Raw genomic sequence first — 17,592 nt, 5'->3', positions numbered from 1 at the left:
CTCAGATGAGACAAGGCATAATATACAAAGAAACAACGGCGCATGACTATCGCAAACGCCGTGTCGCTTATCATCTATTACAGATCAAACCCATTTGGATTGTTCGACTGCCAACGCCACGTGTCTTCACACATACGTGCTAAATCAAACTCCGCCTGCCACCCCAGAAACGACTTCGCCAAACTCGGGTCTGCGTAACATTCCGCAATATCACCAGGACGACGTTCGACCACCTTATAAGCAACGTTTTTATGAGACACAGCCTCAAAAGCGTTAACCATTTCCAGTACAGAATAACCGTTACCAGTACCTAGATTCACCACAAAATGACCAGCCTTCGCCAAGACTTTCTCTAATGCGCACACATGACCGCGGGCTAAATCCACCACATGAATATAATCACGAACACCCGTTCCGTCTGGCGTATCATAATCATCACCAAACACACTCAAACACGGCAACTTACCCACCGCCACCTGACTCACAAAGGGCATTAAATTATTCGGAATACCCTTTGGGTCTTCGCCAATCAACCCCGACTCATGAGCACCAATCGGATTAAAATAACGCAAGGTCGCAATATTCCATGCGGCATTCGCTTTCGCTACATCCGTTAAAACACCTTCTACCATTAACTTACTAGCCCCATAAGGGTTCGACGTAGAAGTCGCAAAATCTTCACGTATCGGCACAGATTCAGGCAAACCATACACTGTCGCAGAAGAACTAAAAATCAGATTCCGCAATCCCGCCCGTTCCATCGCCTTAATCAAATTCAGCGTACCTGAAACATTATTCTCATAATACCAAAGCGGTTTTAGCACCGACTCCCCAACAGCCTTTAGCCCGGCAAAATGCATCACCGCCGCAAAAGAATACTGCGCAAACACACGATCCAAAAAAGCCGAATCTAAAATATCGCCTTCCATAAACGCAGGACGCTTACCGGTAATCGTCTCAATACGATCCAACACCACCAACTTACTATTCGATAAATTATCAATAATAACTGGCTCAAAACCCGCCTTAATCAACTCAATACATGTATGCGAACCAATATAACCCGCACCACCCGTCACCAAAACAAACATCCTCCCCCCTATAAACCAAAAAAATTAAAAATCCATTAAACCGAATCACTTGTAGGTCGTGTCTTTAGGCCGACAAAAAACAAATAGCACCCAACACCCAGTAGATCGACCTTCAAGCCGTCAAAAAACTAATGACACCAAACCAAAACTCTCATCGCGCTCGAGCACGACCTATACAAAACAAAAAATCATGTTAAGCTTTCCTCAACCTCAGGAAGAGGGATTTCAACACAACAAGGAGACACGTATGTCGATGTTATTTTTTCATTTCGATGGGACAGACAATAGCCCAAATGATGCCTACGCACCAGAGCATAGTATTAGCAGCATCACCAACGTACTAAAGTCCCACTTACTACTAGGTGGGCACGTTAAAAACCACACAAACACCACTCCCACACATTTACCCAATCGCAGTTTTTATTATGCTGGCATCGGCACCTATGGCAGCTGGCTAGAGCAAAAAGTCAACGCCGCCTTCGCCATCGAATCAGGCCACGTGGCCAACATTCTAAATCGCGCCTTAAATGACTTTAAGCACTATTATAACCAATCCATCAAACAAATCGTCTTAATTGGTTTTAGTCGAGGAGCTGCATTAGCAAGACGTTTTGCAGCACTCATCACCCCACATATTGATCGCCCCATTATAATCGAAGCCGTCATAGATACCGTCGCCTCCATTGGCTTGCCGAACCTGGATAGTGCGCAACGCCCGAGCACAGAGGTAGTATTTGAATACGGAAACACATTACCAAAAACGGTTCATCGGGCTTTACATTTAGTCTCATTAGATGAACAACGCCTCGCCTTTCGCCCCACATTGATAAATCATGATGGTCGAGCACTCGAAATATGGCTTCCAGGTGTACATTCGGATATTGGCGGTGGATACCGCAGAGATGGGATCGGAGACATTGCATTACGACTTTTGATAGACTGGATAGAACAACAAACCAAACAACATTGTTATCAAACAACGCGCCTCGTACAAACTCAACCCTCACATTGGCAGCCACTGCTAACCATCGAGCCTAACTACCTAGGCAAAATACATTACCAACGTCGCCGCTTGGAAACTTGGCGTAACCTAACACTCGCACCAAGACACTGTTGCGTCTTAGAATACGACCAGCCCAATCGCCTACTATCTCCTAAGTGGCACCAAAGCGTTACCAAACGCGTACACTGCAGCATTGGCTACTTCCCCATAGCACACTGCCCAACTCCCGCCACACTTTGGCATCATAAACCATAACTGCATACCTTTAGCTTCCCTGCCCCTGCAGGAAAGCGTGAAAAGTCTTTTTGATAAAAAAACAGGACATAGTTTACACTTTAAACTTGGTATTCCGCTTAAATATGAGATGTTACTTTGTTCTGTTTATTTTTAGCTAGAAGAAAACAGTTTTTCCAACACAATCCAGTGTAGGAACATAAGCTGGCTTCTTCTCCGCAAGACGCACAGCCCCCCAAAAATAGACCACAGGGAAAGCATACATAATCACTCCAACATTAAAGGAGAACATAGTTTGAGTAAGCCCAAAATCCATATAGCACATTGGAATCAAACTACCAGCAATCGCATACGACCTAACACTCCAATTATCACGATGTTGTTTTATTTTTTTCAAGAACAAGCTCAAAGGAATCAAGTAAATGCTCAACAAAAATAACAACCCAACAACACCTCTAACCGATAAAGCTTCTAAGTACTCATTATGAACATGATCAAAAGGAACAGCATGGCGACTAATCATACCTGCAGAGGCAAGTTCACTCTTAATCGGCATAACTTGGCTCTTACCCACTCCCAAAATAGGTGACTGCTCAAACATGTAAATAGCACTTCTCCACATCTCAAAGCGCAACCCAACGGAAGTATCCCTATTAGTATCACTAACATAAGAGTCAATATTACTGATAGCCTCATAAATTCGTTTCTGGATACCTGTTTCAGGTAGAGAGACAGCCAAACCAATACATAAAAAAACAGACGAAAAAACAATAAAACGCCTTTTTCGTCCCAACAGATCACAGCACTGCCAGAAAAAGAATAAACCAATTAATGGAAGACAAATCCAACCGCCACGGGTACCAGATAAAATAGAGACAGCAATTCCTAATAAGCCTCCCATAAGAGAGAACATAAGCTCGATATAACGTTTTTGTGCATAGAAATACGTCGCACCCGCTAAACTCAAAAAGCCCAACATAAGTCCTATATTGCCAAATAGAATAGCATTTTCAGCGCCATGAACACGATAAACACCTAAAACCAACCGTTCATACAATGCCATTGTAAAGGCCAAAAAAGCGCCAGTAATGACGCCATACCAAAGCCATTCTTTATGATTAGAAATAGTGCGAAAAACCAATAGAAAAGGAAGAGCAAAGATGATCATTGCGGCACGATCAAGTTTTTTTATATGAAAACCATCTAAACCTAATGCAAAAAACAAACTTAAAGCAAAAAATAAAAACGTAAAAAACAATAAACAGTCTTCATGATCTAATCTTTCCCGTTTAGGATCCAAGAAATAAAGCCCAAGCAATGATGAAACAACCACACCAGTAGCCCCGACCCAGTAGCCCCGACCCAGTAGCCACTATATACCCCGATCGAAATAGCCAATGTTAAAAACAAAAAAAACCAAACAAGATAGCCAAGTCGACCCTGTAGCAACATATATTTTTACCTTTGTGAAATAACAAAGTGAAGTATTTTTTCAGAAATAAAACAGAAAACCATAATATTGCGAGGAGATTACAAGAAAAGGTGAAACGTTCTTTAATTATTAGAGTCAAGATAGACTAAAAATATTGCGAATTTATTGCCATAACCTACAGAAACAGATTTGCTAAGCAATCTGCTTCTGCATTAAACAAGGTTGATAAATATAGAAATCTAGATAAAAATAACGAAGCAGCAATAAGTTTAAGTTATTCACTATTCAGCAACACGTCCATGTAAGTTGACGACCTTAGCGTCATTCACTTTCTGGTCTAATGCTTTTTTTGCGTTCCACACTAAATCACCAATACCATCGGTCGGATGAAAATCAGTTGGGGCAGATATCAATATATCACGGACTTTTTCGTGATCGAAATCGTGACAAGCTTTATCCAATTTAACCATGGTACTATCAAAATCAGACAAAGATAAAAAACGCTCATTGGCTGTCATTATGCGTTTATGCTGGGTTTCTTGCACATTTTCGCCAATCAGCAGCTCTTCAAAAAGCTTCTCGCCAGGACGTAACCCGGTAAACTGAATTTCGATATCGCCATTTGGATTATCTTCAGACTTCACTTCCAAACCAGTCAATCGAACCAGGTTTTTCGCAAGATCGACAATTTTAACAGGCTCCCCCATATCCAATACAAATACATCCCCGCCTTTACCCATAGCGCCAGCCTGTATAACCAATTGAGCCGCCTCAGGAATCGTCATAAAGTAACGAATAATATCAGGATGAGTGACAGTAATAGGCAGACCTTCAAGAATTTGCTTTTTGAAAACAGGAATAACAGACCCTGATGAACCAAGAACATTCCCAAAACGCACCATACAAAAACGCGTGTAACTTTCGTTGTTAGCTGCTTTTCTCGCTTCAGCATCAGCCAAAGCTTGCAACCCTAATTCAGCCATACGTTTTGTAGCGCCCATAACGTTAGTTGGACGAACTGCCTTATCGGTAGATATAAGCACGAAAGACTCTACGCCACTTTCAATGGCAGCTTTTGCTGAGTAATATGTTCCGAAAGCATTATTTCGAACACCTTCAACCACATTGTATTCCACCAGAGGAACATGCTTGTAAGCGGCAGCATGGTAAACGGTATTCACACCAAATGCTTTCATCGTCGATGCTAAGCGATTAATACGTTGCACAGAACCAATTAAAGGAACGATTTTTACATTAAATGCTTCTTGCTCAAGGATTTCATTTAACTCCTTATCTATCTGATATACTGCGTATTCCGACACATCAAAAACAATTAAAATCTTGGGTTGTTGGGTCAAAATCTGACGGCATAGTTCAGAACCAATAGACCCGCCAGCACCTGTTACCATAACCACTTTGCCAGAAATATTCGCTTGCATTAAAGACGCCACCGGCTCAACCACGTCTCGACCGAGTAAGTCATCAACAGCAACATCTTGCAACTCACTTACTTTGGCCTTACCTGTCACTATGTCGTTAAAATCTGGCACGGTGAGAACCTCAACAGGAAAGGGCATTAGCTGCTCAATTACCTTTCTACGTTCAGAACGACTCACACGAGGAATAGCCAATAAAACTTTCTCAATGTCGTATTTTTTAATTAGTTCCTCAACGCTCTCAACATCATAAACAGGGACCCCCTGAATAATGGTGTTAGCTAGAGACGTGTCATTGTCTACAAAACCCTTCACTCGGTAGTTCGAAGCCTGACGCAATGCCAAAGTAAGTTGCCTACCCGTAGATCCAGCACCATACACAAGCACATTTTCAGAACCTTTACGCGGAGATTGTGCCAATAAACCACGGATTAATACTCGAGCACCGCCAGATAACATAACCAAGAAAGGGAAATAAATAATAGGTATGGTACGAGGAATATTGACTTCAAAAAAATACGCAAAAGAAGAAATACTTAAAGCAGAGACCGCAGAGCCCAAAAGGATCGCAGTAAAAGCATGAAAGGTTAAGTAACGTAAAACGGCACGATATAAACCAAGTTTAGTATTTACTATTAAAGTAACAACAAGGGTACCAGCTAGAACATACCAAATAGAAACACTTGAAAGCTCAGTGAACTCCCCCAAACGCGACCAGTAGGATAAAATAAATGCAAGATATACAAAAGCAGAATCAACAGCTAGACTGATAAGACGTTTATAAAAGCGTGGAAGAGACCAAAGGAAATCAAATTTATCTATCATCAGTAAAACCTACATGTACTAAAAGCAAAAACATCTATGTATTGCCACCATCCCCACACTTTTTTCACCAAAGGACAAGCCTAATCAGTGAAACACAGGGGGCACTTACCTTTAAAAATTAGGATGGGGTTACACAACAACCACACCTAAAAAACTACAACTAAAAACATTTTATGCTAATTTTGTAACAAAACCTATACAAAAAGCACACAAGTATTCGTTTCACAAATTTTCTGTTTGAATAAGTAGCATAACTCTTTGATAAAACAATGAGTTGAAAGCATATAAAATTTAACAAGAAGCCATTTCAAAAACTAAGCACATGACCTGTACAGTCTTCGTTACTTCTGCGTCTGTTAAGGTAGGATGTACTAAAAACATAATACTTGTTTCACCTAACAGTACAGCATTAGGCAAACGTTTCTCTGGGCGCCATGGGGTATTATCAAACGCTTTTTCTAAATACACTTCTGAACAGCTGCCTTGAAAACAAGGGACACCTTGTCCAACAATTTCATTTACAATACGGTCGCGGTCCCAGCCATCAGCTAAGCACTCTGGTTTTACAAACATATAATGTTTATATTCAGCATGTTCACTGTATTCTGGAACGTTAACTAGACGAACACAACCAAAGCTACTTGCAGCTTGATCAAGTTGAGCGGCATATGCTTGGCGTTTTGCAGTCCATTCGGCCATACGAGTTAGTTGAATGCGGCCAAGTACAGCTTGCATTTCTGTCATACGCCAGTTAGTACCAAAACTTTCGTGTAACCATCTAAACCCAGGTGGATGCTCACGATTGTAAATAGCATCAAAGCTTTTACCATGGTCTTTATAGCTCCACATTGTTGACCATAGCTCTTTTGAATTAGTGGTCACCATGCCGCCTTCGCCACCCGTGGTCATAATTTTATCTTGGCAAAAGCTCCATGCGCCAATATGACCAATACTCCCTACAGAGCGACCTTTATATTTAGCACCATGAGCCTGTGCACAGTCTTCAATAACATAAAAGCCATGCTCTTTACTGAGTGCCATTATATCGTCCATTTCAGCAGGCATACCCGCTAAATGCACAACAATAACCGCTTTTGTTTTTGCTGTAAGCACTGCTTTTATACTGGCCGCCGTAATGGCTTGACTATTCAAATCAACATCAGCAAATACTGGGGCTGCACCAGAGGTAACAATGCTAGAAGCCGACGCTAAAAAAGTACGTGGTGTAGTGATAACTTCGTCTCCAGCACCGACATTTAATGCTTTAAGCGCAATATCAAGCGCTAAAGTACCATTACCAAGTGCAATGGCGTACTCACTGTCAGCCCACGCAGCAAATTCTTTTTCAAATTCACGACACTCATTGCCAGTCCAATAATTGACCTTGTTAGATAAAATAACACGACTGACAGCATCAGCTTCTTCCTGTGTAAAAGAAGGCCAAGGAGAAAAAGGGGTGTTTAACATGACATTCCTATCAATTAAATAATGCGAAAAAACTAATTTTGTTCACGAACAACAGCCGCTGGTGAACCATAAGCCACAACATTGGAAGGTAGACTTTTTACCACCGTGCTGCCTGCTCCAATCAAGGTATCGTTGCCAATACTAATCAACTGCCTAACCTGACTACCAATACCTAGCCAACAACGATTACCTATCTTCACACCGCCAGCCAAGCCAGATGTTGGGCATATATGAACAAAGTTACCAATCAGACAGTCATGCTCAACAACAGAAGAAGTGTTAATAATACAACCCTGGCCAATAAGAGCAAATGCGTTAATCACCGCATTCGCTAATACCACAGTACCATTAGATAATTCAGCATAAGTACTCACCACTGCACTAGGATGAACCAAAGTGGGCAGCGTAAAGCCGTGTTCTTGTAATTGGTTGGTTTTAAGTTCACGAATAGCATTATTACCAATAGCGACCACGGCCTTAACGTTATGAGCATTTAGTTTAAGTAAATCATTAAAGGTGCCAAGAATAGGCCAATGTTCAATGTGCGTTCTTTCTGGGAAAGCATCATCATAAAAATGTACGACATAGCCCAGTTGCTCAGCTAAATCCGCCACCACTTTACCGTGACCACTGGCCCCCAAAATCACCAATTGTTGATCACAACAGTCAGTCATGTTTTGAACCTTTAAAAGGCTCGATAGTGACATGCCCGTCAGCGCTAATCCCTTCTCGAAAAAACACTTTTTTAACGGTCAGCAACAATATTTTTATATCCAACCAAAAACTCTGGTTATCAACGTACCAAACGTCTAAATTGAACTTATCTTCCCAACTGATCGCATTACGGCCATTGACTTGTGCCCAGCCCGTGATGCCTGGGCGAACATTGTGGCGTCGGGCTTGCTTGGCACTGTAAAGCGGCAAATACTGAACTAGTAATGGACGTGGCCCTACCAAACTCATATCACCTTTCAACACGTTAAATAAGCCAGGCAATTCGTCTAGACTTGTAGAACGTAAAAAGGCACCAAATTTAGTCATCCGCTGATCATCAGGAAGCAAGTTGCCTTGCTTATCTTTCGCATCCAACATAGAGCGGAACTTCATCATTTTAAAGACATGGCCGGTTAGGCCAGGGCGGTCTTGGGTAAATAAAATGGGCGAGCCAAGTTTAAATCTAATAAGCAAAGCAACAACAATGATCACTGGAGATAATATTAATAGCCCCAAAAAAGCAGATATAAAATCGAACAGGCGTTTCATGACAACCCCATTATCTCCAACATACGTGCATTGACTTTATGTACATCAAATTTATCTTCAGCCATTTTTCTACTAGCTAATCCCATGGACTCAATCTGATCAGGGTGCTCTATAAACCAAATCATCTTTTCAGCTAATTTTTCAACATCGAAAGCAGGAACTAAGAAGCCATTTACACCTTCAACTACTGTTTCCCGGCAACCCGGTACATCAGTAGTAAGAATAGGCCGCCCAACAGCCATGGCTTCTTGAGAAGATCGTGGCACACCTTCGCGGTAAGAAGGCAAGACAAATACCGATGTTTCATTTATCCACTCAGCTACATTATTGACCTGCCCAGGATAATTAACAATCCCTTCATCTATGTAATATTGCAAAGTATTGTCAGACAATGCATTAGGACTTGTGATATCAGTGCTGCCCAAAATAGTAAATTCACTACTTTGATATTGTTCTTTAATTTTTTTTGCAGCACTCAAAAACTCAAAAACACCTTTTTCTTTCAAAAGTCGACCTATAAACAAAAACTTTATTTTATTAATTTTTGGTTTAGAATAATTATATTCATCAAAATCCAAACCGATCCCACCTAGAACATATGATTTCTTACATTTCAATTTATTTTCAACCAAAATTTCGCTTCTATCATCTTCATTAAGGAAGATAAGGTCTGTAGACAAGGGAAAAGCAAACCGATACAAATAAACTTGTATTTTTTTAACAACCTTCGCTTTAATTGAAATACCACTGGGCTGATTCGTAAAGGCAAACCCCAAACCTTCAAGCATAGCAACGCGTTTAGGTACTTTAGCCAAGTAAGAAGCAATCGTCCCATAGACAACAGGTTTAACAAAATAACTTAGTACGATGTCAGGTTTTAACTTTTTGAATTTTGACCTTAAACTAAACATCATTTTGATATCAGAAATAGGATTTAAACCTGATCTAGACAAATAATAATCAACAGGAACCACACCAATTTTAAATAGACTATCTTTTTGCTCGATCGTAAAATCAATTGCAAATACAAAAACCTCATGGCCACCTTCTATTAATTTATTAATCAAAGGCATTCTAAAACCAAAAACAGAAGAAGCTACCGTGCCAACAATAATAATTCTCATTTTAATAATTTCACCATATTAGTCATTAAATTAATATTGTATAAAAAAGATAATCATATTGACATATTACAAACATTACTAAACATGCCATACTTTATGATAGCTCTTTACCATCTTTTCAATACTAAAGTTGTCAACAACACGTTTACGGCAGGCCTGTTTTCGAGCTTGCCACGCTTGAGGGTTATTTTGTTTTTCATCCTTTGCTTCTAACATCGCGTTCGCTAATGCTTTCGGATCTTTAGGCGGCACCACCCATCCTGTATTACCAACAATCACAGCTGCATCACCAACATCAGTAGTAACACAAGGGGTACCACAGGCCATGGCCTCTGCTAAGACATTTGGAAAACCCTCACCAAATGAACTAGATAACACATTTATATCCAATCCGTTCATAACCCCTGGAATGTCAGTCCTTTGCCCTAAAAGAATGACTCTTTCAGTTAAATCACTTTCTGCAAGATGCGCATTTATAACCTTGTTTTGAGAGTCTAAATCACGGCCTATTAAAACTAACTTGAATGCGCCGCGTGATTTTTTAACCAGACTAAGTGCATTAATTAGATTGAAGTGATCTTTTTGTGGGTCAAATCGTCCCACCATACCAATGACTGTATCCTCTTCGGTCATGTTAAACTCTGTCCGAAAAGCTGAACGTTTCATATCATCTAATGAAAATTGTGTTAGGTCATAGCCGTTACCCACAACTTCAGCCTTACCATTTTTATACCCTAGTTTTTCATGTACTATTTTTGCTTCATGTGCACAATAAATAATTTTTTTTGGAATCCAGCCAGAAACATAAGCGCAAACCTTTGCTATCCATATGGTAGTGCGTTTAGATTTGCCAGGCTCTAAGGTCGTATGGCGTACGTTCCAAAAAATAGATTTTATACACGCGGATTTAGCAATAACCCCACCGATTAAATCAGCGTGATACATCCAAGTTTGAACTATTTCAGGTTTATACGCACGTAACAACCTAAACAACTGCCACAAACCAGATAGTGAAACACGCCCCTGTGGCATATTTAAACAGTGCACCTCAATACCTGCCTCCTTAAGTAAAGAGCCATATTTTCCTTCCCCCATCATAGAAATAACAATATGGTGATGAGTAGTATCAAACTTACATAAACGGTACAAAACCCCTTCAGCACCACCGTTATTTAAACCGGTTATTATATGTATTATTTTCATTTAAAGACCTGTCCCCCAACCCAGCCAAGGTTGATTTATTCTAAGTAGCCAAGACAAAAAAACAAAACAAACACAAGCTAAAAAAAACAATTTCTTGCGCCAGAATGTTAGCTCTAAGCTAGATAATAATACTATGATCACCGCACTTTCAAAAATCCGGCCCGTTACTTCAATAAAAAAATAAGTAGTTAAATAAAAAACAATAACTGTTATAGAGAATGCATGATTTCTAGTAAATACGCGTCCTTGTAGCCAATATAAAACTGAGACTCCAAGCCAAAAAATAAAACCTAAACCACTTATCTCTGCAGCACTAAAGTCGTACTGTTCAGACTGCCTTGCACCTATAAACGAAGCAGCTATACCAAGACTAAAACTTACAATCAAACCAAAAATCACTGTAACAATCGTTTTTAAATCAACAGCAAAATTCAAACGTTGCATGACTATACTCATAATATATAGAGCAATAACAAAAAAGAAACTAGCATGCACTAGTGAAGCAGAAATAAAAAGAAACCATCGCCATCTCTTAGATAAGCAGAACCAACCTAACAGGAAAAAACTTATAGCTAAACCCTGCCTTATATGAACTACATACTTACTAATAACTTGCGGAAACACAAGAATAAAAAACAAGAACAAAAAGTACTTAGGGTTATTCTTTAATATTAAAAACGCTGATACAAAAGCTGAAAAGAAAACAATAGATGATACAGTTTGCTCTGGTGTTAAAAAAAAACTTAAAAATATATTTATGCTAAGCCATATAGGTTCGTTAAAAATAAAACTTAAAACGCCAGCAGAAAAATATCTTAATATAATTATATCTGATCCGCCAGCATAAACTAAATAATTAGCACGATCCTTAATACTATCATCCATTGGCAAGAAATAAAAAAGTAAAAAAGCATATAAAAATGACAATACTAAAGCAGTAAATTTATACTTCAAGCCTGCTTTTTCAGAATTGTATTTGTTTTCAGCTAAATGCATTATATAAAACTCTACTATGGAAAACTAAAATTAAAAATCCTGGTGATTCAAAAAAAACAGTACCCCAAGAATATACTATTTAAGAAAAACTTTATTACTAACAGTATTGGCATAATTAAAAATAATATTTTTAGTACTGTTAGCTTGAGATGTCTCTAATATCGATTTCGTGTCAAAGTTATTGAGTTGCATTTTATTAAGCGCCGCAACAAGGCTATCTTTACACTGGTACTTAACCAAGTACCCGTTAACTCTCTCTTGAATAATTTCTCTAGGGCCACTTGGACAATCAAACGACACTACTGGTGTACCTAAGGTGATAGACTCAACTAATACATTAGGAAATCCCTCATAAAGAGAGGTAAGTAATGTGGCTTTAGCATGAAGATAATAAGGGATCATATCAGCTTGAAAACCTTCAAAGTCAACCCTATCAGTAACTCCAAAATCATGTGCGCATTGCTTTAGCGATTGCTCTAAACTACCTTGGCCAACAATTTTCAGCCGTAGGTTTGGAAAATCTTTGGCAACATCGGCAAAACTTTCAATGGCATAGTGGAAGGCTTTTTGCTTTTCTAGTCTTCCGACACAAAGCAAATAATCTTGTTTTTCTATTTGTGTTAAATCGTGCGTTTTTGCGTAGTCTTCAACATGTTTTGCGACTGGGTTGTAAATCACGCTGCTTTTATCTGCCAAATATGGATATACCGAAACTAAATCGTCACGCATGGCTTGACATTGGTTGATTATATGATCACATCTACCATAAAAATGATCAATCAAAGGTTTAACTACTAGCTTACGCCAGATACCAGTATGTTGTTGACGCTTTTGCGATATAGTATTAATGTTTCGGGCTATAATTTTGGTTTTAAAACGAAATGCACTACGTAACATGACCGCAATTACCGCTAGCTCGTAATTAAACACCAACAGTATTGCGGGTTTGTGCTTACGGATATATCGAAGTAAAGGAAAAGGTGCGTTACGGGCATGGTTAACACCGAGCACCACTAAATTCACTTTTTGGCTAACACGCTCTAGGTAAGCCGCATTACTGGTGTGTAATACCACCAAATCAACCTGCCAGCCACTATCAGCCAAGCCGTTAGCAACGTTAACACAGACCCCCTCTGCACCACCGCCGGCGAGAGAACTGATAAGTAAGGTTATTTTTTTAAAGTCAGGCATTTATATACCTATTCTTGTTATGCCAAGCAGATATAAGATAAATTCTATATATAAGCTTACCTGATAAACTTGCGTATTTATGGTTACTTTGCATTTTATTTTTCAAACGATCACAAACAAAAAATATATTCTTATCATCCCACAATTTACATGAACGTATTTCTCTCATCATCCAATCCCAATTATTCAGGACCACACTTGATGAATCATAAGTCCAACCCATTTTTCCAACCTTATCTGAGTCTAAATCTAATCGCTCTTTAAGTACTTTCCTTAAAATTAGTTTATTCTTTAAGCTATATCGATCAAATAAATATTGCTCTGGCATACTAGAAAAATAACTTGCTACTTCTTCATGTGCGAAGGGCAATATTAAAGTTGAATGGTTTACATCAACAAAATTATGTAGCTTTCTAATCATTCTTTCAGTGATAGCTCTAGTCGAATAAATATCTGACTTATAATCAAAAACGTCCCAACCGGTTCTCAATTCGGATTCTTGAGACCAGTACGAATAAACTGATATCGATGGGTTAAATATTTTCCTACTATCTTTAAACGAGAAACCTGACATACCAAACCATTCTGATGGTGTGCGAATAACTGCATTCAAGACATTTTCAGAATTAATTATTGACCTCATAAAATGAGCTTTTGAAGTCCATTTAGAAAAAGGCAAGACAGATTGCTGCATTTTATCAGGTGGAGATATCATATGGCTATCATTCCCATCACCAAAAATAATATTAGCACATTTTAACGATGGAACTTGATAAGTATATAGCGGATAAGCTAATGTAACAGTATCTGTACATGGAAAAGGAGCATTAATAAAGTAATCATCAATGAAATTTTTATGTTCATTTTCTAATAAATCAATTTCATTGATGATTTGATGTTTAAAACCTAATTTTTGTGCAATTTTTTGGCTTATATAACTCTCATCAGCCTTACCTTTCGATTGTTGAGTGATTAATGTCACCCTATCTTGCCAACCAGCCTCGGCTAAAGCTAATGCAACACTATTGCTATCTTTTCCAGCACTATGGAATAGAAAACTCGGTTTAGCTTCATCAATACGGGAAATAGTTGCTTCGGCTAGCATTTGTAAAATTAAATTTTCATCTGGTACCATCTCATGAGCTTTGAGTCGATTAGCATTCATAAATGGAAATTGATGACTGAATTGAATATCAATCTTATTATTAACCATTGAGACTTTAGCTTCGTCACCAATACTTATAATAAAAACATTCTCGTAAGCTGTTTTAGGTGGAGGCACAACACCACTTTGTAATAAGAATGACAAACCTTCATCACATACTTTTAAGGGCTTTGGTACACGAGAATCATTAAACAACTCTGTAATAGAATCAGAATAAAGTAAAATCTTTTGATCAGAAGACCAATATAGATATAAAGGGCATTGACCAGCCAAATCAGATTTGAGTGTCAATGCTGGCTGATTAGGATTATATTGATTGATCATTTTCTCTCAACTTAATTTTAGCTCTATAAACGATACACATTTTATCGACCAAAATCGCCCATAAAAAAATACATTCGTTAACTATAAAAACATTATATAAAAAAGAACGAAACTTATTTTTACTTTAGAAGGATTAGCTTTCATTAATATTTCTAAAATCTTCAAACTGCGTTCTTCTTGGGTGCCTACTATTAAATCTCATATTTATTCTATCAACGACACGAGATAATTCATAAATCCAGCGGTTGAATTTAAAGGAAGCTTTAGGCATTTGGATATTTTTTAATGCATCCATTGAATTTTGGCAGCTTTCGTTGGTAAAAGCATCAATACATTTAATATGGTTTTGTTTGATGGCTAGGCGTTCATTATCCGTCATATCTACATAATCACTTATCATTTCACTAATTTCAAACAATGGTATATCTAAACCTTTCCGATTATATTGCAAATGACAAACATCACTAAAATACCCATATGTTTTTTGTTTTATCATATTCTCTATACCAACTATACAAGGCAAACCCAGCGCTGCAGCTTGAATAATTGCCGTACCACTACCAATAAACAAGTCATAGTTCTTTATGGTTTCATCAAACTTTGAGTATTCTAAAGTGCCCTTTAGGACTATTTTATCCTGCAAACTTGCTTGATTAATTCTATCTTGCACATCCTGCTTTAACGGGCCATCGCCATATATGTCAAACCTTACATCAATTCCTTTATCAAGCAACGCTCCTATTACTTCTACCATAAAAAAATTATAGGTTTTAAATTCAACTAACCGCCCAACAGCTACTATTCTTAAAGGCAAATTTAACGAGGGCATTAACTCAATATGCTTTTTTTCGACAACACCAAGGCTAAACGTTTTAGAATTTCTAAATTCTTTGTTTTTATGCTTTCTGTATAAATCACGACTACCCTCTGAAAAAAAAAGTAATGACTGCTCTGGAAGATAGTTAAAGATAAACTCTCTATTTAACTTCTCATGGCAAGCAACCTTATCACCACCCCATAGATATTTTATGTAATGATAAAAACCAATTGTAACAGGAAGTTTTCTATTTAACTTTTGAGATAACCGATAACCAAGCATTGCGTGCATACCATCAAAAACATGGATCTGGTCAATGTACTTTAATTTATCTAAGGTTATTTTTTGTTTGATAGGAAAAAGAAGTGGACATTTTCGGGTCAAATATGAAGGACCATAAAAAATATCCTTAGGAAAAATCACATTAGCATATTTCTCCATCTCTGAAAGTAATTCCTGATCACTTTGGTTGGGATTAGAAATCAATAAAATAGAGGTTGGTAAGTTTTTATTAAACCTCTCTTTTGCCATTCTCACAAAAAACGTTTCTATACCACCAACTGATAAAGCACCATAAATAAATAACATTAACTACCTTTTCCTATTAATTTTTTTAATACATTTATATTTTCAAAAACTCTATTTACATAAAATATAAATGTAACAATAAGCAAGGCAACCCAGATCAGATAAAAATATTCCAAATTCGCTTTGCTCAGTATCATGACACATGTAGCAACAATATATAACACAATAAGCATATACATTCTAAAACGCGGTACTTTGTGCCATAACTTTACGCTTGACTCGGTTTTGACAATAAAAAAAACAAAAAATGCTAATACTGTTGCTATTGCAGCACCAGACGCGCCGTATTCCGGTATTAATAGATAATTTAGTAGTGCATTAATCAAAAATGCTAAAATAGAAGCAAACATTGAATACTTAGAACTACGAGTTATACCAATCCCAACTCCTGTTGTTTGGCTTAGCATATAAAACAGCGGCATGGCTATACATGCTACAATTAAATACTCTACAGCTTGGTATTCCTTTGGTAAAAACCAAGGTACAATAAAAGAAAAAACACCTGCAATACTCCAGACAAATGCAACAACAATCATCATATTATCAATTACACGCTGTACTTTGTTTGGATCTACACCCTCTTTTACCCATTTATATAAAATGGGATGCCAAAGGTTAGAAAAAATTGTAGAGACAACGGATACTGCTCCGGCTAACCCTGCGGCTAAAGCATACACGCCTAGTTCATCAAAACCCGCTAAACTGCGTAAGAAAAAACGATCCATGGTTGTTAAGCCCCAGTACGCTATGCCACCCGCGACTAATGGGAGACTGAATAGCAGCATTTTTTTTAATAAAACTGTATCTATATTTTTGGTTAGTGCTGGCACCCATGTATCACTTGTTAACCACAAAAAAACAAGTGATGATGAGAATACTGCCAATGTATTCATTAGCATTAGCGTTTTAAATTCCGCAGTTAAATTTAATAACATTATTAAGCTAATAAAAATCAGTAAAAGCAACTTTGGGATGATTTGGGTAGCCGAAAAAGCCAAACCACGCTCCTGCATTCTTACTACATGTGCTAAGAAGTTAATTAAAAAACTAGAAAATATACCCATCATTAATAATAATGTAACTAAGGTAGAGTCAATTTCAAATAACAAAATAGAAACTGAGAAAGGTAATGCAAAAACAATAAAACTAATTAAAGTTAAAACAGTTAATCCAGGTATAATACTTATTTTAAATAAAGCCTCTTTGTCTGATTCTTCATGGTACTCGCGTACATAAGCTTGATGCATTGCCAAACTAAATAGTGAGACAGATAAGCCAAGAACCACTTGCAACATAGTTAAACGACCTACATCTTCAACACTAAAAAACCATGCTACAAAAGGTAACGTGATCAAGCTTAATGCAGCTGCTCCGATGGGACCTATTGAGAACTGTATAACTTTTTTAAGTTTCAAATCATCAAACTCTTCATG

The 17,592-nt window shown here is 37.9% G+C and carries 14 protein-coding genes; 1 reads left to right on the top strand and 13 read right to left on the bottom strand.

Annotation, left to right across the window (positions count from 1 at the left end; genetic code table 11):
• Nucleotides 1-77: 77 nt before the first annotated feature.
• A complete protein-coding gene (gene galE, locus AC2A4J_RS03885) occupies nt 78-1,091 on the bottom strand; it encodes a UDP-glucose 4-epimerase GalE (protein ID WP_484174995.1) in 1,014 nt (337 codons plus the stop codon).
• Between the two features lie 247 nt (nt 1,092-1,338).
• Between galE and AC2A4J_RS03880 the strand changes: the two genes are divergently transcribed.
• Nucleotides 1,339-2,349, top strand: a complete 1,011-nt coding sequence (locus AC2A4J_RS03880; RefSeq protein WP_484174994.1) for a T6SS phospholipase effector Tle1-like catalytic domain-containing protein — start codon at nt 1,339-1,341, stop codon at nt 2,347-2,349.
• A gap of 136 nt (nt 2,350-2,485) precedes the next feature.
• Here the strand turns inward: AC2A4J_RS03880 and AC2A4J_RS03875 are convergent, their stop codons facing one another.
• The 12 genes from AC2A4J_RS03875 to AC2A4J_RS03820 form a co-directional block, all read right to left on the bottom strand.
• Nucleotides 2,486-3,661 carry an O-antigen ligase family protein gene (locus tag AC2A4J_RS03875; protein ID WP_484174993.1) on the bottom strand — a complete coding sequence of 392 codons (1,176 nt, stop codon included), beginning with the start codon at nt 3,659-3,661 and terminating at the stop codon, nt 2,486-2,488.
• Nucleotides 3,662-4,041: 380 nt separating this feature from the next.
• On the bottom strand, nt 4,042-6,021 hold the full coding sequence (locus AC2A4J_RS03870; RefSeq protein WP_484174992.1) for a polysaccharide biosynthesis protein: 1,980 nt from the start codon (nt 6,019-6,021) through the stop codon (nt 4,042-4,044).
• A 291-nt stretch (nt 6,022-6,312) separates the two neighbouring features.
• Nucleotides 6,313-7,488, bottom strand: coding sequence for a DegT/DnrJ/EryC1/StrS family aminotransferase (locus tag AC2A4J_RS03865; protein WP_484174991.1), 1,176 nt, complete (start codon nt 7,486-7,488; stop codon nt 6,313-6,315).
• 32 nt (nt 7,489-7,520) lie between these two features.
• Complete coding sequence (locus AC2A4J_RS03860) at nt 7,521-8,162, bottom strand: acetyltransferase (protein WP_484174990.1); 642 nt, start codon at nt 8,160-8,162, stop codon at nt 7,521-7,523.
• Nucleotides 8,155-8,751 carry a sugar transferase gene (locus AC2A4J_RS03855; protein WP_484174989.1) on the bottom strand — a complete coding sequence of 199 codons (597 nt, stop codon included), beginning with the start codon at nt 8,749-8,751 and terminating at the stop codon, nt 8,155-8,157. Before AC2A4J_RS03855 ends, AC2A4J_RS03860 begins: the two co-directional genes overlap by 8 nt.
• Entirely contained in the window at nt 8,748-9,875 is a 1,128-nt protein-coding gene (locus tag AC2A4J_RS03850) for a glycosyltransferase family 4 protein (protein WP_484174988.1), read from the bottom strand. The genes AC2A4J_RS03855 and AC2A4J_RS03850 overlap by 4 nt, the downstream gene beginning before the upstream one ends.
• 78 nt (nt 9,876-9,953) lie before the next feature.
• Entirely contained in the window at nt 9,954-11,078 is a 1,125-nt protein-coding gene (locus AC2A4J_RS03845) for a glycosyltransferase family 4 protein (RefSeq protein ID WP_484174987.1), read from the bottom strand.
• Nucleotides 11,079-12,074, bottom strand: coding sequence for a hypothetical protein (locus AC2A4J_RS03840; RefSeq protein ID WP_484174986.1), 996 nt, complete (start codon nt 12,072-12,074; stop codon nt 11,079-11,081).
• A 75-nt stretch (nt 12,075-12,149) separates the two neighbouring features.
• Nucleotides 12,150-13,265, bottom strand: coding sequence for a glycosyltransferase (locus tag AC2A4J_RS03835; RefSeq protein ID WP_484174985.1), 1,116 nt, complete (start codon nt 13,263-13,265; stop codon nt 12,150-12,152).
• Entirely contained in the window at nt 13,258-14,754 is a 1,497-nt protein-coding gene (locus AC2A4J_RS03830) for a hypothetical protein (RefSeq protein ID WP_484174984.1), read from the bottom strand. Before AC2A4J_RS03830 ends, AC2A4J_RS03835 begins: the two co-directional genes overlap by 8 nt.
• Before the next feature lie 133 nt (nt 14,755-14,887).
• The gene (locus AC2A4J_RS03825) at nt 14,888-16,159 is read right to left on the bottom strand and encodes a glycosyltransferase family 4 protein (RefSeq protein ID WP_484174983.1); all 1,272 of its coding nucleotides are present in this window, start codon (nt 16,157-16,159) and stop codon (nt 14,888-14,890) included.
• Complete coding sequence (locus AC2A4J_RS03820; protein ID WP_484174982.1) at nt 16,159-17,574, bottom strand: lipopolysaccharide biosynthesis protein; 1,416 nt, start codon at nt 17,572-17,574, stop codon at nt 16,159-16,161. The genes AC2A4J_RS03825 and AC2A4J_RS03820 overlap by 1 nt, the downstream gene beginning before the upstream one ends.
• Nucleotides 17,575-17,592 lie beyond the last annotated feature (18 nt).

This window comes from Marinomonas sp. ATLA20 (genome assembly GCF_057180105.1).
The sequence above is the reverse complement of the archived record's forward strand: the minus strand, read 5'-3'. Positions and strand labels throughout refer to the sequence as shown.

Excerpts from the sequence above, each read along its gene's own strand:
- galE (WP_484174995.1), bottom strand. The coding sequence starts at position 1,091 with ATGTTTGTTTTGGTGACGGGTGGTGCGGGTTATATTGGTTCGCATACA.
- AC2A4J_RS03880 (WP_484174994.1), top strand. The coding sequence starts at position 1,339 with ATGTCGATGTTATTTTTTCATTTCGATGGGACAGACAATAGCCCAAAT.
- AC2A4J_RS03870 (WP_484174992.1), bottom strand. The coding sequence starts at position 6,021 with ATGATAGATAAATTTGATTTCCTTTGGTCTCTTCCACGCTTTTATAAA.
- AC2A4J_RS03865 (WP_484174991.1), bottom strand. The coding sequence starts at position 7,488 with ATGTTAAACACCCCTTTTTCTCCTTGGCCTTCTTTTACACAGGAAGAA.
- AC2A4J_RS03860 (WP_484174990.1), bottom strand. The coding sequence starts at position 8,162 with ATGACTGACTGTTGTGATCAACAATTGGTGATTTTGGGGGCCAGTGGT.
- AC2A4J_RS03855 (WP_484174989.1), bottom strand. The coding sequence starts at position 8,751 with ATGAAACGCCTGTTCGATTTTATATCTGCTTTTTTGGGGCTATTAATA.
- AC2A4J_RS03850 (WP_484174988.1), bottom strand. The coding sequence starts at position 9,875 with ATGAGAATTATTATTGTTGGCACGGTAGCTTCTTCTGTTTTTGGTTTT.
- AC2A4J_RS03845 (WP_484174987.1), bottom strand. The coding sequence starts at position 11,078 with ATGAAAATAATACATATAATAACCGGTTTAAATAACGGTGGTGCTGAA.
- AC2A4J_RS03840 (WP_484174986.1), bottom strand. The coding sequence starts at position 12,074 with ATGCATTTAGCTGAAAACAAATACAATTCTGAAAAAGCAGGCTTGAAG.
- AC2A4J_RS03835 (WP_484174985.1), bottom strand. The coding sequence starts at position 13,265 with ATGCCTGACTTTAAAAAAATAACCTTACTTATCAGTTCTCTCGCCGGC.
- AC2A4J_RS03830 (WP_484174984.1), bottom strand. The coding sequence starts at position 14,754 with ATGATCAATCAATATAATCCTAATCAGCCAGCATTGACACTCAAATCT.
- AC2A4J_RS03825 (WP_484174983.1), bottom strand. The coding sequence starts at position 16,159 with ATGTTATTTATTTATGGTGCTTTATCAGTTGGTGGTATAGAAACGTTT.